At 71.0% G+C, this 20,693-nt stretch carries 20 protein-coding genes; 12 read left to right on the top strand and 8 right to left on the bottom strand.

What is annotated here, in order from left to right; translation table 11 throughout:
• Positions 1-99: 99 nt before the first annotated feature.
• Positions 100-483, bottom strand: coding sequence for a VOC family protein (locus tag LZP97_RS06765; protein ID WP_017681686.1), 384 nt, complete (start codon positions 481-483; stop codon positions 100-102).
• A gap of 149 nt (positions 484-632) precedes the next feature.
• Here LZP97_RS06765 and LZP97_RS06760 point away from each other — a divergent pair, with 149 nt between their 5' ends.
• Entirely contained in the window at positions 633-1,091 is a 459-nt protein-coding gene (locus tag LZP97_RS06760) for a hypothetical protein (RefSeq protein WP_017681687.1), read from the top strand.
• Here the strand turns inward: LZP97_RS06760 and LZP97_RS06755 are convergent.
• Positions 1,078-1,377 carry a protease inhibitor I42 family protein gene (locus LZP97_RS06755; protein ID WP_017681688.1) on the bottom strand — a complete coding sequence of 100 codons (300 nt, stop codon included), beginning with the start codon at positions 1,375-1,377 and terminating at the stop codon, positions 1,078-1,080. The genes LZP97_RS06760 and LZP97_RS06755 overlap by 14 nt on opposite strands.
• 143 nt (positions 1,378-1,520) lie before the next feature.
• Between LZP97_RS06755 and LZP97_RS06750 the strand changes: the two genes are divergently transcribed.
• Positions 1,521-1,958 (top strand): SRPBCC family protein, encoded by a 438-nt coding sequence (locus LZP97_RS06750; protein ID WP_017681689.1) that lies wholly within the window; start codon positions 1,521-1,523, stop codon positions 1,956-1,958.
• 70 nt (positions 1,959-2,028) lie between these two features.
• Here LZP97_RS06750 and LZP97_RS06745 read toward each other — a convergent pair whose 3' ends face one another.
• Entirely contained in the window at positions 2,029-3,849 is a 1,821-nt protein-coding gene (locus LZP97_RS06745; protein ID WP_017681690.1) for an NAD(P)/FAD-dependent oxidoreductase, read from the bottom strand.
• Positions 3,850-4,032: 183 nt separating this feature from the next.
• Here LZP97_RS06745 and LZP97_RS06740 point away from each other — a divergent pair, with 183 nt between their 5' ends.
• The 6 genes from LZP97_RS06740 to LZP97_RS06715 all read left to right on the top strand — a co-directional run bounded on the left by LZP97_RS06740 (position 4,033) and on the right by LZP97_RS06715 (position 10,643).
• Positions 4,033-5,019, top strand: a complete 987-nt coding sequence (locus LZP97_RS06740) for a glycoside hydrolase family 26 protein (protein ID WP_017681691.1) — start codon at positions 4,033-4,035, stop codon at positions 5,017-5,019.
• Position 5,020: 1 nt separating this feature from the next.
• A complete protein-coding gene (locus tag LZP97_RS06735; protein WP_010595207.1) occupies positions 5,021-6,262 on the top strand; it encodes a PP2C family protein-serine/threonine phosphatase in 1,242 nt (413 codons plus the stop codon).
• Positions 6,259-8,223, top strand: a complete 1,965-nt coding sequence (locus LZP97_RS06730) for a glycosyltransferase (RefSeq protein ID WP_010595208.1) — start codon at positions 6,259-6,261, stop codon at positions 8,221-8,223. The genes LZP97_RS06735 and LZP97_RS06730 overlap by 4 nt, the downstream gene beginning before the upstream one ends.
• Positions 8,220-8,558: an STAS domain-containing protein gene (locus LZP97_RS06725; protein WP_010595209.1), complete on the top strand. Its 339-nt coding sequence runs from the start codon at positions 8,220-8,222 to the stop codon at positions 8,556-8,558. Before LZP97_RS06730 ends, LZP97_RS06725 begins: the two co-directional genes overlap by 4 nt.
• The gene (locus LZP97_RS06720; RefSeq protein ID WP_010595210.1) at positions 8,548-8,973 is read left to right on the top strand and encodes an ATP-binding protein; all 426 of its coding nucleotides are present in this window, start codon (positions 8,548-8,550) and stop codon (positions 8,971-8,973) included. The genes LZP97_RS06725 and LZP97_RS06720 overlap by 11 nt, the downstream gene beginning before the upstream one ends.
• A gap of 260 nt (positions 8,974-9,233) precedes the next feature.
• On the top strand, positions 9,234-10,643 hold the full coding sequence (locus LZP97_RS06715) for an amino acid permease (protein ID WP_017681692.1): 1,410 nt from the start codon (positions 9,234-9,236) through the stop codon (positions 10,641-10,643).
• A gap of 1 nt (position 10,644) precedes the next feature.
• Here the strand turns inward: LZP97_RS06715 and LZP97_RS06710 are convergent, their stop codons facing one another.
• The 5 genes from LZP97_RS06710 to LZP97_RS06690 form a co-directional block, all read right to left on the bottom strand.
• Entirely contained in the window at positions 10,645-11,664 is a 1,020-nt protein-coding gene (locus tag LZP97_RS06710; RefSeq protein WP_040271206.1) for an Rv2578c family radical SAM protein, read from the bottom strand.
• 101 nt (positions 11,665-11,765) lie between these two features.
• Positions 11,766-13,736, bottom strand: coding sequence for a 5-oxoprolinase/urea amidolyase family protein (locus tag LZP97_RS06705; RefSeq protein ID WP_010595213.1), 1,971 nt, complete (start codon positions 13,734-13,736; stop codon positions 11,766-11,768).
• Positions 13,733-14,389, bottom strand: a complete 657-nt coding sequence (locus LZP97_RS06700; protein ID WP_010595214.1) for an urea amidolyase associated protein UAAP2 — start codon at positions 14,387-14,389, stop codon at positions 13,733-13,735. Before LZP97_RS06700 ends, LZP97_RS06705 begins: the two co-directional genes overlap by 4 nt.
• Positions 14,390-14,391: 2 nt before the next feature.
• Complete coding sequence (locus LZP97_RS06695) at positions 14,392-15,222, bottom strand: urea amidolyase associated protein UAAP1 (protein ID WP_010595215.1); 831 nt, start codon at positions 15,220-15,222, stop codon at positions 14,392-14,394.
• Positions 15,219-16,769: an amino acid permease gene (locus tag LZP97_RS06690; protein ID WP_010595216.1), complete on the bottom strand. Its 1,551-nt coding sequence runs from the start codon at positions 16,767-16,769 to the stop codon at positions 15,219-15,221. Before LZP97_RS06690 ends, LZP97_RS06695 begins: the two co-directional genes overlap by 4 nt.
• Positions 16,770-16,967: 198 nt before the next feature.
• Between LZP97_RS06690 and LZP97_RS06685 the strand changes: the two genes are divergently transcribed.
• The 4 genes from LZP97_RS06685 to LZP97_RS06670 all read left to right on the top strand — a co-directional run bounded on the left by LZP97_RS06685 (position 16,968) and on the right by LZP97_RS06670 (position 20,657).
• Entirely contained in the window at positions 16,968-17,645 is a 678-nt protein-coding gene (locus tag LZP97_RS06685) for a TetR/AcrR family transcriptional regulator (protein ID WP_048774313.1), read from the top strand.
• A 35-nt stretch (positions 17,646-17,680) separates the two neighbouring features.
• Positions 17,681-18,049 (top strand): type VII secretion target, encoded by a 369-nt coding sequence (locus tag LZP97_RS06680; RefSeq protein ID WP_048774315.1) that lies wholly within the window; start codon positions 17,681-17,683, stop codon positions 18,047-18,049.
• Positions 18,046-19,239: a hypothetical protein gene (locus LZP97_RS06675; RefSeq protein ID WP_010595219.1), complete on the top strand. Its 1,194-nt coding sequence runs from the start codon at positions 18,046-18,048 to the stop codon at positions 19,237-19,239. The genes LZP97_RS06680 and LZP97_RS06675 overlap by 4 nt, the downstream gene beginning before the upstream one ends.
• A 254-nt stretch (positions 19,240-19,493) precedes the next feature.
• Positions 19,494-20,657: an amidohydrolase gene (locus LZP97_RS06670; RefSeq protein WP_017681341.1), complete on the top strand. Its 1,164-nt coding sequence runs from the start codon at positions 19,494-19,496 to the stop codon at positions 20,655-20,657.
• The last annotated feature ends 36 nt before the right edge of the window (positions 20,658-20,693 follow it).

Here is a 20,693-nt window from a genome sequence, read left to right as displayed (position 1 = left end):
TCGGGAAGCACCTCGACGCCACCGGCGGTCGGTGCTCGGTCGGCGTCCAGGAAAGCCCATGCCACCCGCGCTCGTCGAACGCCGCGAAGCGACGGCCCCCTACGAGTCGTGCCTCGACTCCCACAACCCGATCACGTTTCCCTCGGTGTCGGAGAAGTACGCCGCGAATCCCATGTCGCCGACGGGCATTCGGGCGGAGATCGTCTTCCCGCCGAGCGATTCGATCTTCTGCAGCGCGGCGTCGATGTCCTCGACGTCGACGGTCACGACGGGACTTCTCAGTTCGTCGCGCCGGAACATGCCGCCGTTGATGTACCCGGGTTCGGTGGAGGAGCCGGTCTCGTCGACGGGCCCCGTGGTGACGAGGGTGTAGTCCATGCCGGGAACGTCCGAGAGCGACCAGCCGAACGCGTCGCGGTAGAAGGACCGGGCGCGGTCACCGTCGTCGTAGGGCAGCTCGAAGTGCACGATACGTCCTGCCATGGCGTTCGCCTCCTGTGCGACCGGACGGCTTTCAGCGTAGTCCCCGCGAACGGGTGTACCCGCCCGATCGTGGCCGATCCGCGCTAAGCCGCAGCTAAGCGCCACCGGGTTTGCTCGACGGTGACGATACGGGCGAGCGAGGAAGAACGATGGACGAGAGCACGTTGGCCACGCATTTTCGGGCGGTGCTGCAGTTGACGCGGACGCAGGTCGAGGTACTGGAGGCGCGTCGTCGACGCACCTGCGACCCGGTGGAGCTCGGTGGGCTTCGCCACCGACTGGAGTACGCGCTCGGCTACCGGGACGCCCTGGAACAGGCCCTCCGGGAGGGCGGCGCGCCGCCCGAGCGCGCGTCGGTGCGGGCTGCGCGCCTGAGTCGCTGCGTGGAGCAGATCGCGACGTCCGGCGACCGGCGCCAGGTGGCGATCCTGGAACGGGTACTGCACGAGCAGCTGGTGGACCGCACCCGCGCCCTCGCCCGGCTCACCGCGGCCGGCGACCATCGCTCGGTGCACTACTGGGCACGGCGCTACCTGGCGCACTGCCGGAGCCTGGGCGACCCGCACCCGGCCGGGGTCGACGAGCGGTGGTCCGTCAGGTCACGGTGACGGTCATGCTCCGCTCGTCCGCCGACATGTGCTCGGCCCGCTGCAGCTGCAGCGACACCGGCCAGGTCCCGGCCCGCTTGGCGCGCAGGTAGAGGATGCGCTCGCTGCCGGCTCCGGGCAGCGGATTCCGGGACGGCACGAATCGCACGTCGCTGAGCAGCAGCCCCTTGCCGATGTGGGTCGGGCACCAGGTGTAGTCGCGGGAGGTGTTCTCCGGCAGGTGCAGTTCGATGGTGTCGCCCACGGCGACCTGCAGGTCCCGGGGTCCGGTGGTCACGTGCCTCATTGGACCAGCGTACGGCGGTTTTGTGATCTATGTCACTATCGAGAGCGATTCGGGGGACTCGTTCGTCGGAACACGTGTCGTGGGTCCGCGAGGCGGGTATCCGGAACACCGGCATGGGAATCGACCAGGAAGTGGGAAGGCATATGGCCGCATCGGTGTCAGACGAGTTCGAGATCGAGGCGACGCCCGAGCAGGTGATGCGCGCATTGACCGACATCGAGCGCATCCCGGAATGGTCGTCCTCTCACAAGGACGTGCAGGTCGAATCCCGACACGACGACGGCCGGCCCCGCGTCGTGCGCATGACGCTCGCCCTGTTCGGCATCTCGGACACACAGGTGATCGAGCACGAGTGGACCGAGGAGTCCACCTCGTGGACGCTGCTCGAGAGCGAGATGCAGCACTCCCAGGACGGCGAGTATCTCCTGACGCGCACCGAGCGCGGGACGTGCGTGCGGGTGACGATGTCCACCGACCCGAAGATCCCGGTGCCGGGCTTCATGCTCAGGCAGGGACAGAAGCACGCGATCAAGACCATCCGCAAGGGCCTGACCGAGTTCGTCCTGCGGCACTACGCCTGACCCGGCACAGGCCCCGGCACGCCGAGCCGCCGGCGCGTCGTGCGCGCCGGCGGCTCGTCGCTTCCCGGGATCAGCTCAGGTGGTGGACCTCCTGAAGCCCGTACACCGGCGTCGGGATCCCCTCGTGCCGGGCTTTGAGCTGCAGCGCCAGGTACAGCGAGTAGTGCCGCGACTGGTGCAGGTTGCCACCGTGGAACCACAGCCCTTCCTGCCGGGTGGGCTTCCACATGTTGCGCTGCTCACCCTCCCACGGGCCGGGGTCCTTGGTGGTGTCCGAGCCCAGGCCCCAGCACTTGCCGACCTTGTCGGCGACGTCCTGGCCGATCAGATCCGCCGCCCAGCCGTTCATCGAGCCGTAGCCGGTCGCGTAGACCACCAGGTCGGCCTCGAGCTCGGTGCCGTCCTCGAGGATCACGCTGTTCTCGGTGAGCTCGCGGACGCCGCCGTGGGCCAGCTTGATCTCGCCGTCGGCGACGAGTTCGGCGGCGCCGACGTCGATGTAGTAGCCGGACCCGCGGCGCAGGTACTTCATGAACAGCCCGGAGCCGTCGTCACCGAAGTCGAGCATGAACCCGGCCTTCTCGAGCCGGGCGTAGAAGTCGGCGTCGCGCTCACGGATCGCGTTGTAGACCGGGATCTGGAACTCGTGCATGATCCGGTACGGCAGGGACGCGAACGTCAGGTCGGCCTTGGCCGTCGTCATCCCCGCGGCCAGGGCCCGCTCGGAGTACAGATCGCCGAGGCCGAGGTCCATCAGTGAGTCGGACTTGACGATGTGCGTCGACGAGCGCTGCACCATCGTCACGTCGGCGCCGACCTCCCACAGCGCGGCGCAGATGTCGTGCGCCGAGTTGTTCGCGCCGATCACCACGGCCTTCTTGCCCGCATACGCGTCCGGTCCGGGGTGGTGACTGGAGTGGTGCTGGTCGCCGCGGAACCTGTCCATGCCGGGGAAGGTCGGGATGTTGGGCTTGCCGGACATGCCGGTGGCGAGTACCAGTTGCTTCGGCCTCAGCACGAGGGGTTCGCCGTCGCGGACCACGTTCACGGTCCACTCGCCGGTCGTCTCGTCGTAGGACGCCGAGGTGCACGTGGTCTTGGACCAGTAGGGCACCTCCATGACCTTGGTGTACATCTCGAGCCAGTCACCGATCTTGTCCTTGGGCGCGAACACCGGCCAGTTCTCGGGGAACGGCATGTACGGCAGGTGGTCGTACCAGACGGGATCGTGCAGGCACAGCGACTTGTAGCGGCCGCGCCACTGGTCGCCGGGCCGGTCGTGCTTGTCGAGCACGAGCGCGGGCACGCCCAGCTGGCGCAGACGGGCGCCGAGAGCGATGCCGCCCTGGCCGCCGCCGACGATCACGACGTACGGCTGGGTGGTGTAACCGAGTTCGCGCTCCTCGGCCTCGCGCTTCTCGGACCAGGTGACGCGGTTGCGGTCGGCGCCGTGCTGCACACCCTTGGGCCGGCGGACACCCTTGCTCTCCTCGTGCCCCTTCAGCTCCTGCATCGTGGTCAGCAGGGTCCAGGCACCCTCGTCCTTCAGCCGCAGGTGCCCGACGCCGCGGCCGACCGCGGTCTCGAAGGCGATCCAGGCGCTGACGACCCCGCCGTCCTCGGTGGGCGGCTCGGTGGTGCGGAACCCGCTCGGGTCGGTGTCGTGCAGCCGCGCGTGGAGCATGTCGGCGACGCCTTCCCGGCCCTCGACGGTCTTGAGGTTCCAGGTGAAGGCGACCAGGTCGCGCCAGAAGCTGTCGGTGGCGAACATGCCCGCGGCGGCCTCGACGTCCCGCGCGGCCAGCGCGGCCTCGAAGTCGGCCAGCCAGGCGTCGACCCGTTCCTGCGGTCCGGCGAGCGCGGCGTCGGGTGGGGTCAGTGTGTCGGTCATTGCGTGCTCCTCGTCCTGAACGGCTTGTGACTCAGAGCACACCGCACGGGGGGTGGGTGCGGCCAGCGTTGCATCGTGTTGCACACGGCCGACGGATCCGGGAACCCCGCATCGACGCGGGTCGTCTCGCATCGAGAAGCCGCAAACCCGGCGGCGGTTCGTCCGGGATGCGAGGGTGGAACGGTGAGAAGCGGACATGCTCGCCCGGCGTCGGTCGCGGCGGGTCTCGCCGTCGCGGTGTCGGCGGCCGTGGGATGCGCGCCGGCCGTCGACTGCGGCGCCGTGGTCACGCCGCTGCACGAGCCGGTGGGCGCGTGCCTGCGATTCGGTGTGAGTACGCCCGGCGGCCCGACCGCCGTCGACGAGTTCGAACGGGTCGCCGAGATCGCGGGCACTCCCCCGACCGTGGTGCTGTCGTTCTCCGACTTCGCCTCACCGCCGCCCGTCGCCGGACTCGCCGCGGTACGGCGGCTGGGCGCCGACCCGATCGTCACGTGGGAGCCGTGGCGCTGGCTCGGCGACGGACGGTACGAGCGCAGCGAGTTCACGATGGCGTCGATCGTGGCGGGCGTGCACGACGACTACCTCTACCGCTGGGCCGACGAGCTCGCCGCGTGGGGTTCGACCGTCTACCTGCGTTTCGCGCACGAGCCGAACGGCACCTGGTACCCCTGGAGTCCGACCGGGGGGACACCGCCGCACGTCTACGTCGCAGCGTGGCGTCACGTGCACGAGTTGTTCGCGTCGAAAGGGGTGGCCAACGTGAAATGGGTGTGGGCTCCGAACGTCTCGTTCGAGGGCAGCAGCGCGATCGCGGACCTGTACCCGGGGGCGGAGTACGTCGACGTGGTCGGGGTCGACGGGTACAACTGGGGCGCCACGCAGCCGTGGAGCCGCTGGACGTCGCCGCGGGAGCTGTTCGAGGAGACCCTCGACGAACTCGGCCGGATCGCGCCGGGCAAGCCGATCGCGGTCACCGAGGTGGGCAGCACCGACGTGGGCGGGTCGAAGCCGGACTGGGTCGCCGACCTGATCTCGTTTCTCGACGATCGAGCGGACGTCGCGGCGTTCGTCTGGTTCGATCACGACAAGGAGACCGACTGGCGGCTGGCGAGTACCCCGGAATCGGCGGCGGCGCTGGCGGAGGCCCTGCAGCGGAGGCAGCGCTGACATGACGACCGACACCTCGCACATCCCCGACGACCTCGAGGACGAGCGCGTGCGCGACCTCGAACGGCTCGAGGTCCTCGACACGCCGCCGGAGGACCGGTTCGACCACATCACCCGCATGGCCCGGCACGTGTTCGGGGTGCCCATGGCGAGTGTCGCGCTGCTCGACCGGGACCGGCTCTGGTTCAAGTCCCTCCAGGGGCTCGACCTCGTGCAGGTGCCGCGCGAGGAGAGCATGTGCAAGACCACGATTGCGCGCATCTACCGTCACCCCGGTGATCCGACGCTGATCGTAGAGGACGCCGCCGCCGATCCCCGGTTCGCCGGCATTCCCGGGGTCGGCGGCGACGACGGCGTCCGCTTCTACGCGGGTTACCCGTTGTACGGTCCGGCGGGTCATCCCGTCGGCACGTTCTGCATCTACGACACCGAGCCGCGGACACTCGGACCCGACCAGCTCGACGCGTTCGCCGAACTCGCCGAATGGGCGCAGCGGGAACTGCAGCGCGCCGACGAACTCGATCGCGCCGCCGCGATGCAGTCCCAGCTGCTGCCGCGACCGTTGACCGGGCTGCCCGGATACGAGGTGCAGGCTGTGTGCATTCCGGCGTTCGTGGTCGGCGGCGACTTCTACGACCACTATCTGTTGCGCGGCGGACTGGTCGTCACCGTCGCCGACGTGATGGGCAAGGGCCTCGGCGCGGCGATCCTGTCCTCGGCGGTGCGCTCCACGTTCCGCGGCGCGTCCCGGGTGATGGAGCGGTTCAGCCACGCCGAGGCATGCAGCGTCCTGGACACGGGCGCCGCGTTGAGCGCCGCGGCCGAGAACCTCACGGACGACTGCGAGCACACCGGCACCTTCGTCACCGTGTTCCATGCCGCCGTCGAGTTCGCGAGCGGGTCGGTGGACTACGTCGACGCCGGGCACGGCTTGGCCGCGATCCGCCGCACGGACGGCTCCGTGGCGCCGCTGGCGGGCACCGGGCTACCCGTCGGCGTGCTCCGCGAGACATCGTGGCAGGCGCAGTGCACGCGCCTCGAACCCGGTGACACGCTGGTGATCTGCTCCGACGGGCTGCTCGACCTGCTCGACGAGCACAGCGACCGGGCGGCCCTGTACCGGTTCGTGGCCGAACATGCGACGCCGCACGACCTGACCCGGGCGGCGCGGGCACTGGCCGAGGGGAACGCACCGATGGACGACGTCACCGTCGTCGCCGTGCGTCGCTGCGAGGACGCGTGAGTGCGGCCGGCGCGGACCGCTACCCGTCGCCGGGCCTGCGGATCCTGATCGCCGCGACGGTACTGCTCGGCCTGAACTACGTGGTGTGGCGCTGGCTGTTCTCCGTCAACTGGTCCGCGTGGTGGATCGCGGTGCCTCTCGTCGTCGCCGAGACGTACAGCCTGATCGACTCGATGCTGTTCGGGCTCACGATGTGGCGGTGGCGACGGCGCGCCGCGCCGCCGGCCGCACCGGACGGGCTGACCGTCGACGTCTTCATCACCACCTACAACGAGCCGGTCGACCTGGTGACACGGACCGCCGAGGCCGCGGCGCGCATCCGCTACCCGCACGAGACCTGGATCCTGGACGACGGTGAGCGACCCGAATTACAAAGTGCAGCAGCCGAACTCGGCGTCCGATACATGACGCGGGCGGCCAGCTGGACGAACAAGCCCCGCCACGCCAAGGCGGGCAACCTCAACAACGCCCTGCTGCACACACACGGCGAGTTCATCCTCGTCCTCGACGCAGATCAGGTGCCGGACCCGGAGATCCTGCACCGCACCCTGGGCTATTTCCAGGACGAGCGCACGGCCCTGGTGCAGACGCCGCAGTACTTCGTCAACGTGCCGGAGTCCGATCCGCTGGGCAGCCAGGCCCCGCTGTTCTACGGCCCGATCCAGCAGGGCAAGGACGGCTGGAATGCCGCATTCTTCTGCGGTTCGAACGCGATCCTGCGCCGCGAGGCGCTGATGCAGCTGGGCATCACCGGCTACGTCCGTGCCGTCGAGGAGGGCGTGGTGCGGGCGCTGCGCACGGCCGGCAAGGTGCTCGACCGGGCGCGATCCGAGCTCGGCGCGAACCAGCCGGAGGTTCTCGCCGCCCTCGATTCGGTGCGGGTGGCCGTGCGCACAGCCCGCGCGGCGGTCCGGCAGGGACAGCCGCTCGCCGAGGTGACCTACCGGTTCCAGCAGAGCGTGGACGAGGCCGCACGTGCCGTGGTCGACGCGGACGCCGGATCGATCCGCGCAGACCTGGAGGCGATCGCCGCCCTGACCGCCACCCCCGGGTCCGACGCCGACGGAGTTCTGCTCGACGAGACGACGTTGTCGCGCCTCGCCGACCGCGAGTGGTCGCCGCTCGGGGCGCTCGAGTCGATTCGCACGATGATCCGCGCCGTCGACGTCAGCCGCGACGACGAGGCGGAGCCGACGCTGGCGCTGGCGACGATCTCGGTGACCGAGGACATGGCCACGTCGATGCGCCTGCACGGGATGGGCTGGAAGTCGGTCTATCACCACGAGGTGCTGGCGCACGGTCTCGCGCCCGAGGACGTGGGCACGATGCTCACCCAGCGGCTGCGCTGGGCGCAGGGCACGATCCAGGTGATGTTGCGTGAGAATCCGCTCGTGCAGCGGGGATTGACGATCGCGCAGCGTCTGATGTACTGGGCGACGATGTGGAGCTACCTCGCGGGATTCGCGGCCCTCGCCTACATCGCCGCGCCGGTGATCTACCTGATCTTCGGAGTCCTGCCCGTGCAGGCCTACAGCTGGGACTTCTTCGGCCGGCTCGTCCCGTTCCTGCTGTTGAACCAGGTGCTGTTCGTCGTCGTCAGTCGTGGCACCCCGACCTGGCGGGGGCAGCAGTACAGTCTGGCGCTGTTCCCGGTGTGGATCCAGGCGTGCTGGACGGCGTTTCGCAACGTGTATCTGCACAAGCCCCTCGACTTCGCGGTGACCCCGAAGACGCGGCAGCGCCGTGCCGGGCCGCCCTGGGGCAAGGTGCGCTACCAGATCGCGGCGATGGTGCTGCTGGTGCTCGCGTCGGCGGTGGGCGTGGTGCGCCTGTATCTGGGTGCGAGCTCGGTGCTGGGCGTCGGCGTCAACCTGTTCTGGGTGCTGTTCGACCTGGCGATCCTCAGTGTGGTGATACCGGCGGTCCGCTACCGCGGGCCCGACACGGAAGGAAACGGATGACGCACTTCGCAACCCGCACCACCGGCTCGGACGTGGTGGTGGTGCGGCCCGAGGGCCGACTGAACATGGTCGCCGCACCACGGCTGCGGGAACAGCTGCGCGACCTCGTCGACAGCGGGTCCGCCCGGGTGGTCGTCGACCTCGCCGCCACGGAGTTCATCGACTCCTCGGGGCTCGGGGCACTGGTGTCCGGGCTCAAGGCCGCCCGGCAGGCCGGCGGTGATCTTCGGCTGGCGTCGCCTACGGCCCAGGTGCGCAGCGTGCTGTCGCTGACGAGCCTGGACCGGGTGCTGCGCACCTACGACTCCGCGGACGCCGCGTTCGATGGCGACTGACGACGGCACACGCTCCTGGACCCTGACGACCGTCACGGACGCCGACACGCTCACCCGGGTGCACGCACTGATCGAGGAGATGATGTCCGCGGGGCGTGTCGAGGACGCGGATCGCTTCCCGTTCGAGATCGCCGTCGCCGAGATCGCGGCGAACATCATCGAGCACGCCGCCCTCGGGCAGGCTGTGTCGATGAGCCTGCAGCTGCGTGCGCTCCCCGAGCGCCTCGAGGCCGAATTCACCGACGAGGGGCGGCCGGCCCGGGTGGATCTCGAGGCCGTCGAACTGCCGGATGCGCTGGCCGAGCGGGGGCGCGGGTTGGCGATCGCCATGGCGGCGCTGGACGAGTTGTCGTACCGGAGGCGCGGCGGTGTCAACCGGTGGATCCTGGTGCGGGAGCGAGCCGAGCCGCGGTAGCCGTGCGGCGGTACGGCCGCCGGGCGAAATGCCGACTTTGCCCGGACGGCGTCCGTTAACTTCCCGTTAAGTCGGCCCGCGCGCGGCCCCGCCGACCGCCGGAAAACCCCAGGCCGTGGGCGCTCATCTGCCGTTTCGTCGAGCCTCGGACTCCTCGGCTTGCCGATGTGTCCATTACGGCGCCGGACGCGGAACCTCAGACTCAGGCAGTCGAGAGGTGCATCACACTCGATACCGAACCTGGTTGTGAAGGGGATCCCATGTCGAACAGTGCCGAACCCGGACTGAGGCACACGCTCCAGAAGCGACATCTGTCGATGATCGCGATCGCGGGAGTCATCGGTGCAGGCTTGTTCGTCGGCTCGGGCGCTGCGATCCGGGAGACCGGCCCCGGCGTGCTGGTCGCCTACGCACTCGCCGGGGTCGTCGTCGTGCTCGTGATGCGCATGCTCGGCGAGATGGCGGCGGCCAATCCGCAGACGGGGTCGTTCTCGGCGTACGCCGACCGCGCCATCGGGCGATGGGCCGGCTTCTCCATCGGATGGCTCTACGCCTGGTTCTGGATCATCGTGCTGGGCATCGAGGCGACCGCCGGCGCGGTCATCATGAACCGCTGGATGCCCGGCGTGCCCCAGTGGACGTGGGCGCTGGCGCTCATGATCGTGCTGACGCTGACCAACATCGCGTCGGTCAAATCGTTCGGCGAGTTCGAGTTCTGGTTCGCCGCGATCAAGGTGACGGCGATCGTCGCATTCCTCGTGCTCGGCGTCCTCGCGATCTGCGGCCTGCTGCCCGGCGTCGACACGCCCGGAATGAGCAATCTCACCGGTCACGGCGGCTTCTTCCCCAACGGGACGGGTGCCGTGCTCGCCGGCGTCCTCGTCGTGGTGTTCTCGTTCTTCGGAGCCGAGATCGCGACCATCGCCGCCGGCGAGTCCGCCAACCCCGCCGAGGCGGTGCGCAAGGCGGTGCGGTCGGTCGTGTGGCGGATCCTGATCTTCTACATCGGCTCGATCGCCGTCGTCGTCACCCTGCTGCCGTGGGACGACGCCTCGGTGGCGCTGAGCCCGTACGTGGCGGTCATCGACTCCTACGGCATCCCCGCGGCCGCCACCATCATGGACGTCATCGTGCTGACGTCGGTGCTCTCGTGCCTGAATTCGGGCCTGTACACCGCCAGCCGCATGATCTTCTCCCTGTCGCGCCGCGGGGACGCCCCGCCGTCGCTGGCCCGCATCGGGCGGTCCGGGGTGCCGCGCAACGCGGTTCTCGTCTCCACCGTGGTCGGATTCCTCACCGTGGGCCTGAACTACCTCTACCCCGAGACGGTGTTCCTGTTCCTGGTCAATTCCTCCGGCGCGATCGCGCTGTTCGTGTGGCTCGTCATCGCGGCATCGCAGCTGCGTATGCGGCGGTCCCTCGAGGCCCAGGGCCGGGAGCTGTCGCCGAAGATGTGGCTGTTCCCCTACCTCACCTGGGTCACCATTGCCGCGATCGTCGCGCTGTGCGTGGGCATGGTCGCCCTGGAGAGCACGCGCAGTCAGATGCTGACGTCCTCGGCCCTCGCCGCCGTCGTCGTCGGTGTCGGGATCTACCGCCAGCGCCGTCGTCCCGCGCCGTCGGTGGAAGCGAACGCCGACGTCGCCGTCCGGGTCCCGGAAACCACCTGATTCAGAACAGCGTGGGATCCGCCGGTGCGGTGCCCGGCCGCGGGGATGCCGCGGCCGGGCGCCGGTGCTCGGTCACGCGTGCGCCGAGTCCGTAGCGGGCCACCAGGGGATCGACGCGGCCCTTCAGCCACGTCCTGTACTCCGGCGAGACGTACGCGCCGCGGCCGTAGATCTGCCGATACCGCCGGATCAGGGCCGGATGTTCCCGGCCCAGCCACGACAGGAACCAGCCGCGGGTGGCGCCGCGCAGGTGCATCGGCAGCACCGTCACGCCGGTGGCCCCGGCGGCGGAGAGCGCGCCGAGCAGGTCGTCGAGGTGCCGGCTCGAGTCGGTGAGGCACGGGATGACGGGGGCGACCATGACGTGGCAGGGCAGGCCGGCGTCGCTGATCGCGCGGATCAGGTCCAGCCGCGCCTTCGGTGTGGGCGTGCCGGGCTCGATCTGCTGTTGCAGTTCGGGGTCGCCGATCGCGAGCGACACCGCGACCCCGACGTCGACCTGCCCGGCGGCCAGGGTGAGCAACGGCAGGTCGCGGCGCAACAGCGTGCCCTTGGTGAGGATGGAGAACGGGGTGCCGGACTCGGCGAGGGCACGGATGACACCGGGCATGAGCCGGTAGCGGCCCTCGGCCCGCTGGTACGGGTCGGTGTTGGTGCCGAGGGCGACGTGCTCGCGCTTCCACGACCGTCGGGCGAGTTCGCGGCGCAGGACCGCGGCGACATTGGTCTTGACGACGATCTGGCTGTCGAAGTCGCGGCCCGCATCGAGGTCGAGGTACTCGTGGGTCGGCCGGGCGAAGCAGTACCGGCAGGCGTGCGAGCACCCGCGAAAGGTGTTGACGGTGAAGCGGAACGGAAGCTGTGAGGCCTCGGGCGTCTTGTTCAGCGCGCTCTTGCACAGCACCTCGTGGAAGGTGATTCCGTCGAATTCGGGGGTCCGGACGCTGCGGACGAGCCCGGCCCGTTCGAGACCCGGGAGCGCGCCGTCGTCGACGTCGAGAGTCTGTGCCGCCCACCGCATGCAGACAGTCGAACATACGTGCTAATCGCAGTCAAGCGCAGGCGGCTGCGCCGCCGGTGTGCCCTTTGGGCTGTCCCAGCAGCCCAAAGGGCACACCGGCGCTATGCGCCTCCGGCCTCCCAGCGGGCACGTTCGGCGCCGAACGCCACCGACTGCACCCGCCGGAACGCGTCGATCGACGCGGCGTGGTCCGCGAGGAACCGCTCGTGCTCGGCGAGCGAGAAGGTGCCGTCGACGATCTCGACTCCCCCGCCCCGGCCGGCGGCGAGGTCGGCGCGCAGGTCCAGCAGTTCCTCCGGCTCGACGGGATACCAGGAGATCCGGTCGAAGAAGCGCAGCAACCAGGGCGTTCCCGCCTCGAACGGCCCAGCCGGCTGCGGATGCCGGTGGTTCCACACCTGCGTCGTGCGGCCGACGAACTGGTAGCCGCCCGGACCCTCCATCCCGTAGATGCACAGGTACGCCCCACCGATGCCGACGGCGTTCTCCGGCGTCCACGTCCGCGCCGGGTTGTACTTGGTCGTCACCAGCCGGTGCCGCGGGTCGAGCGGCGTCGCGACGGGCGCCCCGAGGTACACGTCACCGAGGCCGAGCACCATGTAGTCGGCGGCGAAGACGGTGTCGAACACGTCGTTCACCGAGGCGAGGCCGTTCATCCGCCGGATGAACTCGATGTTCCACGGGCACCACGGCGCATCCGCCCGCACCCCGTGCATGTACCGCTGGATGGCCTCACGAGTGGCCGGGTCGTCCCACGAGAGCGGCAGCCGCACCTGCCGGCTCGGCACCACGAGCTCGTCGCTCGCCGGGAGCTGCCCCTCCACGTCGGCGAGCAGGTCGAGCAGCGCCGGCACCGGCAGCACGTCGGGATCGACCTTGACCTGCAGCGACCGGATGCCGGGGGTGAGCTCGAGCAGACCCGCGGGGCGTTCGGCGTCGAGCCGCTGGTGCAGGGCGTGCACCCGGGCGCGCAACGCGAGATCGAGGGTCATGTCGCCGTACTCGACGAGGACGTTGTCGTCCCCGCTGCGCCGATAGGTCACCGGGGTGTCGCCGTCGCGACGGGCGAGCACGCCGTCGTCGCCGTCCCCACCGGGCGAGACCACCAGCGACAGCCCCGCCCGGCGGGCCACCCCCAGCGCCCGCCGCGACGCGGCGTGCTCGGCCCGGACCGGGACGAACCGCACCCGGTGCCCGGGGGCGAGCTGACCCAGCTTCCACCGCTCGGCCGCGACGACGGTGACGGGACAGACGAATCCGCCCAGACTCGGCCCGTCGGGCCCGAGCAGGATGGGGGTGTCGCCGGTGAAGTCGAGGGCGCCGACGGAGTAGGCGTTGTCGTGGATGTTCGACGGGTGCAGCCCCGCCTCCCCGCCGTCGGGCCGGGCCCACCGCGGCTTCGGCCCGACGAGCCGCACACCGGTGCGGTCGGAGTTGAAGTGCACCTCGTACTCGGTGGCGTAGATCGTGTCGATGTCGGTGCGGGTGAAGAACTCCGGGGCACCGTGCGGACCTTCGGTGACGGCGATGTCCCAGCGGGTGGTCATGGCCGGGACGTGCTCGGCGGGAACCGGGACCGCCGGGCCGCTCGCCGACTCCCCCACGACGAGCACGTCCCCCTCGGCGAGCGTCCTCCCCTCGTGACCACCGAACCGCCCGAGCGTGAACGTCGCTGCGCTGCCGAGGAACTCGGGGACGTCGAGACCACCCTGCACGAGTACGTACACGCGCAGCCCGGGGCCGGCGAGGGCTCCGACGTCGAGCACGCCACCGGCGGGGACGGTGACGGGGCGCCACTGCGGGACCACCGTGCCGTCCACCCGCACGGTCGCCGGGGCACCCGTGACGCACACCCGCGTGGCGTCGGTGAAGCGCAGTGCCGGCCCGGCCATGACGGATTCGAGACCGGGCGCCCCGTCGGGGTTGCCGAGCGAGGCGTTGCCGAGGCGGAACGACAGGTCGTCCATGGGGCCGGACGGCGGGACCCCGATCTGCCAGTAGCCGGTGCGTCCGGGGTAGTCCTGGACGGTGGTGAGCATGCCGGGCCGGTCGACGGTGATCTTGGTGGTCATGACGGGCAAGCCTCCGGTCGGGTGACGATCATCCGCACCTCGGTCGGGTCGAAACCGTTGCACGGGTTGTTGATCTGCGGACAGTTGGAGACGAGGACGAGCACGTCGCGGTCGGCGCGCAGTGCGAGGCGCTTGCCGGGGGCGGACAGGCCGTCGACGATGCCGAGGGTGCCGTCGGGGTCGACGGGCACGTTCATGAAGAAGTTGATGTTGGAGACGAGGTCGCGTTTGCCCAGGCCCCACCGGGCGCCTTCGGCGAGGAAGTTCTCGACGCACGCGTGCTGATGCTTCGTGTGGTGGCCGTAGCGCAGGGTGTTCGATTCCTGCGAGCAGGCGCCGCCGACGGTGTCGTGATTGCCGACCTCGTCGGCGACGAGGGTCATGAGGGCCTCGCCGTCGCCGGCGCGCAGCACGGATCCCGTGGTGAGGAACAGGTGTTGCTGGGCAGCGATCGTGGCGGGTGCGCTGTAGCGGACGGCGGTGTCGTGCGCGTCGTAGATCAGGGTGTCGACGGCCTGGTTGCCGTGCAGGTCGACGACGGTGAGCACGTCGCCGGCGGCGACGACGGCCGACCAGGGTCCGCGGGCGCCGGCGATCTCGTCGCGGATCACCGTCCCGGGCACGAGGGCGGGCAGGTCGAGGGTCGAGGTCATGATCAGTGCTCCGTTCCGGTGGCGGCGATCCAGGCGTCCTCGGTGTTGAGGACGGCGCGCCGGTATTCGGGGTCCGTGTTCGGCAGGGCGTCGAGGTCGCGCGGGGCGTGCCAGGCGAGCACTTCGAGGGTCGTGGTGGAGAAACGTGGCGCCGGGTCGAGGGGGTGGGCGGTGTTGGCGATCAGCGCGATGACCGGCAGGTGGATCAGCAGCTCGACGCAGGCTCCGGCCCCGGCGCTGCCGGTGCTGGTCAGCGCGCCGTCGCCGCCGACGTGCACGCCGTGGAAGAACGACAGCGACGGCGGGAGGTCGCGGGGGGCCAGGCCGTGCTTCGCCGCGGCGACGGTGAACAGCTCCCGACCCGCGGGCGCGTGCGAATGCAGGCTGCCCGCACCGTATTTCGTGGTGTTCCCGGCCAGGTGGGTGGTGCCGCACAGCGCGTCGTGCCGGCCGGAGGTGTCGGCGACGACGGTGGCGAGCACCCGGCCCTGGTCCGACAGCAGCGGATGTCCGACTCCGAGGTAGGCCTGCCACGGCACCTTGACGGTGTCGGCGACGTTGAGGCGCTCGTGCGGGGCGTCGGCGCGGAAGAGCAGCAGGTGGGCGCAGGCGGCGCCGTCGAGGTCGCGCAGGCGCAGCCGGGTGCCGCGGGCGAGGACCTTGGTGGTGTAGCGGCCGCCGGGCACGGTCTCGGCCCAGGTCATGGGGGCCGTGCGGCCGCCGGGTGGGGTCGGGTGCGCCGAGGCGGGGACGGTGGGCATGCCGGCGGTGACGGTGCCGGCCTGCGCTCGGGCGTGTGCCTTCGCGGCGCGGGTGGTCGCGGTGTCGGTCATGCTCGGGCTCCGATCGTGACGGGGTTCGGGTGCGCGGTGCGGCGCGGGAAGCACAGGGCGCCCAGGGCGACGACGGCGGCGACGGTGAGCGGCGCGGCCCACTGCAGCAGCGGCATGGTGCCGTCCGGGTCGAAGATCTCGGCGCGCGGCCAGGACAGGTTGATCACCATCAGCAGGCCGTACGCGACGGCGAGGACGTTGACGGGAAGACCCCATCGGCCGAGGGAGAACAGCGGGTTGCCGTCGGCGTCGGTCGTCGCGGCGTCGTGCGGCCGGCCGCGCAGCCGGCGCAGCAGCAGCGGGACGGTGACCATCAGGTAGGCGAGGTAGATGAGCACGATGCACACGCTCGACAGGGTGGCGAAGATCGCGCTGTTGCCCATGTTCACCGCGAGGATGCCGATGCACACCACACCGATCAGCACGGCCGGCGCGATGGGAGTGCCGGTACGGGCGTTGACGTGCGACAGGACCTTCGAGGCGGGCAGGCGCTCGTCACGGGCCATCGAGAAGATCAGGCGCGACGCGGCGGTCTGGATGGCCAGGGTGCAGATGAACACGGCGATGGCCACGTCGACGAGGAGCAGCGTGCCCCACGGCGAGGACAGGATGGCGCCGAGCACGTAGGGCAGGCCCTCGGCGGCGAGGCGACCGTCGGTGAGACTGGGGGCGGCCATGAGGGCGCCGAGGATCATCAGGCCACCGCCGATCGCGGAGACGGACAGGGCGAGGCGGATGGTGCGGGGGGCGACCCGCCGCGGGTTGCGGGTCTCCTCGGCGAGTTCGCCGGCCGAGCCGAAACCGACCATGACGTAGGCGGCCATGAGACCCGAGACGATCCAGGCCCAGCCGTACCCGGGGCTCGCCCCGGGCACGCCGGTGTCGAGGACGACCTGCGGGCCGCGGACGGCATGGGTGAAGAACATGCCGATCACGGCGACGACGCCGACGATCTCGCAGGTGACGCCGATGCTGTTGATCCGCGACATCCAGTTCACGCCGATGCTGTTGATGATCGTGGTGAGCACGAGCAGCACCGACCCGAGCAGGACGGCGTTGGCGGCCCCGGACGAGGAGGTCAGTGACGGGTCGTCGCCGATGATCTGGAATCCACTCCAGACGGCCGGGAGAACCACCTGCAGGGCGATCGCGGCGGCCGCGGCGGTCACCATCTGCGCGAGGATCATGAACCAGCCGGCGAACCAGCCGACCACCTCGCCGCCCATCCGGCGGGACCACTGGTAGATCGCCCCGGAGATCGGGTAGCGCGCCGCGAGTTCGGCGAAGTTCAGGGCGACCGTGAACTGGCCGGCGAACACCACCACCCACGTCCAGAAGAAGGCGGGGCCGCCGAAGCCGAAGCCGAGGCCGAACAGCTGGAAGATGGTCGTGAGGATGGAGACGAACGAGAAGCCGGCGGCGAAGGAGGCGAACCTGCCGAGGTTGCGGTGCAGCTGTTGCTGGTAGCCGAATTCGCCCAGGTCGCCCGCGTCCTGGTGCGGGGCGGCCGGTGCAGCGGCAGCCGGCCGGGTGAGCGTCAGGCTCATGGCGGTGTCCGTTTCTGTGCGCGGTGCGGCGGCCGGATGACCGTCGAAAAACTGTCGAGTGACAGTTTTCGCGAGGCCACGTCTTGTCCGAATGACCGCGGCGTAACGAGTTCGTGACCGACGTTTCCACCGTGTGACGGTCTGCTCACCGCGCGCCCGCTCGGCCGCGGTCGCCGGATCTGTGCCATCGTCGACGGCGTGACCCATGCCCGCCCCGGACGCCCTCGACTGCACGGGCCACGCCGACCCGGTGCCACCGCACGCGCCGAGATCCTCGACGCCGCAGCGGAACTGTTCACCACCCGCGGATTCGCATCCACCTCGACGCGACTCGTCGCCGAGGCGGTCGGCGTCCGCCAGGCCTCCCTGTACAACCACTTCGCCACCAAGGACGACATCCTCGCGGCGCTGCTCGAGCAGACCGTCGCCCCCACCCTGTCGTTCTGCGAGCAGCTCGGCGACGACGCGCCGGCCGAGGCACGGCTGTACGCCCTGGCACTGTTCGACACCGCACAACTCGTCACGGGACGGTGGAATCTCGGTGCGCTGTATCTGCTCCCGGAGGTCCGCACCGACCGGTTCGCACACTTCCACGCCGCCCGGGCCGGTCTGCGCGCGTGCTACCGCCGGCTCGCGGTCACCGTCCTCGGCCCTCGCGCCGCCGGAGCCGAGGCCGACGATCCCCGGGCCGACCTGCCGTTCCGGTTGGTCGAATCCGCCATCAACACCCGGGCGGACGGGGGCAGGGACGACGTCGCCGACCTGCCGGAGGTGCTGGCGGAGGCGGCCCTGCGCGTGCTCGGGTTCACCGGCCCCACAGAGCCCGTGCGCGACGTCGCCCGCGCGCTCGTCGCCCGTGTCGCCCCCTCGAGTTAGAGTGCTGCGCACGCGAATCTGATTGGGGGGTCATCATGAGCGGTTTGTTCGACGCTGCCGGCTCGTTCTCGACGGGGGGCGGCGTCCGTGTCGTGCCCGACGGGGTGCGGGCGTTCGGCAGCACGTCCCTGCGCGCCGCGGAGGAGGTCGCCCGTGCGGGCGGAGTGGATCTGCAGGCGAATGTCTCGTCGCTGAGCCCGGCCATGGGCCTGATCGGTGCGGACTTCGTCGCCGCGTTCGCCGTCGCGCAGGGTGCACACACTCGCGCCGTCGCCCAGCTGGCGTACGTCTACGCCTCCGGCGGTGTCGCCGCGCACGACGCCGCCGCCCGGTACGAGGCGCTCGACGCGGCGACCGCCGCGGGTCTCGGCACGGCCGTCGCGGGAATCGGGGGCGCGCGATGACGGCGCAGGGGGCGCCGGTCGCCTCGCCCACCGTCCTCGACGCGCTCCGCGCGTCCCCTGCCGGCCCGGTCCTCGACCTGCCCCTGCCCGCGCCGGCCCCGGCCCCGCCGACGTGGTCGCCGGAATCCGGGCTCGATGCACTATCCGAGGTGCTGCAGTCGATTCCGGTTCCACCGGTGCCGGGAATCGACGAATTGCTGCGTCCCCTGCGCGATCTGGGCGACCTGTTCGGCACCGGGATCGTCGAGGCGCTCGACCCGTCTGCGGTGCTGCAGCAGTCGTCGCGGGTGCTCGAGGGCGCGGCGTCGCTGACGCGCACGGCACTGCATGCACTGCCGGACTCGTGGGAGGGGGCACCCGCCGAGGCCGCGCTCGACAAGGGTCGCCAGGCACAGCTGAGCGCGGTCGAGCTGGGCGAGCGGGGCGACGAGATCGGAGCGGTCACCCGCGCCGCGACCGCCAGTGTCGAGCGCGGCAACGTCGAACTCGGCGGAATCGCGCAGTCCTTCCTGGCGTTCGCCGCGGCGACGGCGCCCGTCGCGCTGACACCACCGGGACAGGTCGCGCTGCTCACCGCCGCCGCCGAGCACGTGTCCGCGGCGCTGGCGGTGGTCGCGCGTACCCGCGGCGAACTGCTCGGCCACACCGCGGCGATGAACGCGCTCGCCGCGCCGATCACCGTGCCTGCGCCCGTCGCCACGCCCGGCCTGCCCGCTCCGTCGGACGTCGCCGCGACCGCCACGAAGGCCGTGGAGATCGTCGCCGCGACCGGTGCGCCCGGCGATCTGCCCGCACAGACGCAGGCCGCGGCGTTCGCAGGCGGCACCGGACCGGCGACCCCGACGCTCGCCGCCGCCACCGCCCCGGCGAGCAGCGCGAGTGGCGTCGCACCGGGCGGGGGCGGTGTCTCGCTGGGCGCGGCAGGCGCGGCGGCCCTCGGGGGCGCGGTCGGCGGTCTCGGCGGCGCCCCGTCGAACCCCCGGTCCACCGCGACTGCTCCCGTGTCCACCGTGGCTTCGACCGCCCGTCATCCGCTCGCGGCCGCCCTCCCGGCCACCGGACGCGCGGACGACGACACGCCCCGGCGGACCCGTCCGGCGATCCTGGTGTCCGCGGCGAACAGCACCGCCGTGATCGGCGAGCTCCCGCCGGCGACGGCCCCGGTGATCGGGGGCGGTGACGACTGGTGATCCCCGGGTTCCCGTCCCGCCGGGGTGTGGGGCGGGAACCGGGCCTTTCGTGACCGGCGTGGCCGTAGCGGCGGTTCGGTGCGGGCATCGCCGTCGAGGTGGCGAGGGCGCCGAGTCCTGGGCGCGACGAGCACACGGCGTCACCGAACGCGAGAACCGGGACGTGGTCGCCCCGACCGTGGTGAACTGACTGACGAACCGGTCCCCTCTCGACCGGCCCGTAGTTGTCACCGACCCGACGGAGTTCTCGAGGGATGACGATCGACCACGACCGCGTCGTCGCCTGGCGACGGGACCTGCATGCCCACCCGGAGCTGTCGTTCGCGGAGTTCCGGACGACCGCGCTGGTGCGCGATCAGCTGGTCTCGCTCGGGCTGAGCCCGGTGACCCTGCCGGGGGGCACCGGACTGTGGTGCGACGTCGGCCCGGACACGAGCGAATGCCTCGCGCTGCGGGCCGACCTCGACGCCCTGCCGCTCACCGAGACCACCGGGTTGCCGTACGCATCGACCGTGGCGGGCGTGTGCCACGCGTGCGGGCACGATGCCCACACCGCGATGCTGCTCGAGGCAGCCACCGTGCTCGCGGCGGACCCACCCCCGCAACGGGTGCGGTTGATCTTCCAGCCGGGCGAGGAGACCACGCCGGGCGGCGCCCTCGAGGTCGTCGCGGCGGGTGGTCTCGAGGGGGTGTCCCGGATCTTCGCGCTGCACTGCGCCCCGCAACTCGAGGCGGGCAAGCTCGCCACCCGCGCCGGCCCGATCACCTCGTCCGGGGCCGTGCTCACGGTCCGGTTGTCCTCCCCTGGGGGCCATTCGGCCCGTCCGCATCTGACCGGGGACCTGATCCACGCGGCGGCCGTCCTCGTCACCGGTCTGGCATCGGTGCTCGATCGACGCCTCGACGCCCGTACCGCCACCGTCCTGACCTGGGGACGGGTTCGGGCCGGGCACGTCGGCAACGCCATCCCCGAGGAAGGCGAACTGGTGGGCACGTTGCGCAGCGCGTCGCACGAGACGTGGGCGACGGTCGAGCCCCTCGTGCGACGCAGCGTCGCCGAACTGCTCGCCCCCTACGACGTGGACCACGAACTGGAGTACGTGCAGGGCGTTCCGCCGGTGGTCAACGACCCCGAGGCGGTGGCCGAGATGCTCGCCGCGATCGAGTCCGTGGTGGGCCTCGAGAACCTCGCCGAGGCGGGACAGTCCAGCGGCGGCGAGGACTTCGCGTGGTATCTCGAGCACGTCCCGGGCGCGATGGCGCGGCTGGGGGTCTGGGACGGGACGAGTCCGCGGCACGATCTTCACCAGCCCGACTTCGTACTGGACGAACGAGCCCTGGCGCACGGGGCACGCACCCTGCTGGCCCTCGCCTACGGCGGAAAGCACGAACCCCGTACCCCTGACCCGAGCGAATGAACCGTGCGGCCGGACCGAGCGAGGGAGCGACGGGCT

Source organism: Rhodococcus sp. DMF-1 (assembly GCF_021441945.1).
Classification (GTDB): domain Bacteria; phylum Actinomycetota; class Actinomycetes; order Mycobacteriales; family Mycobacteriaceae; genus Rhodococcus; species Rhodococcus ruber.
This window is presented reverse-complemented; position numbering and strand designations above follow the sequence as displayed.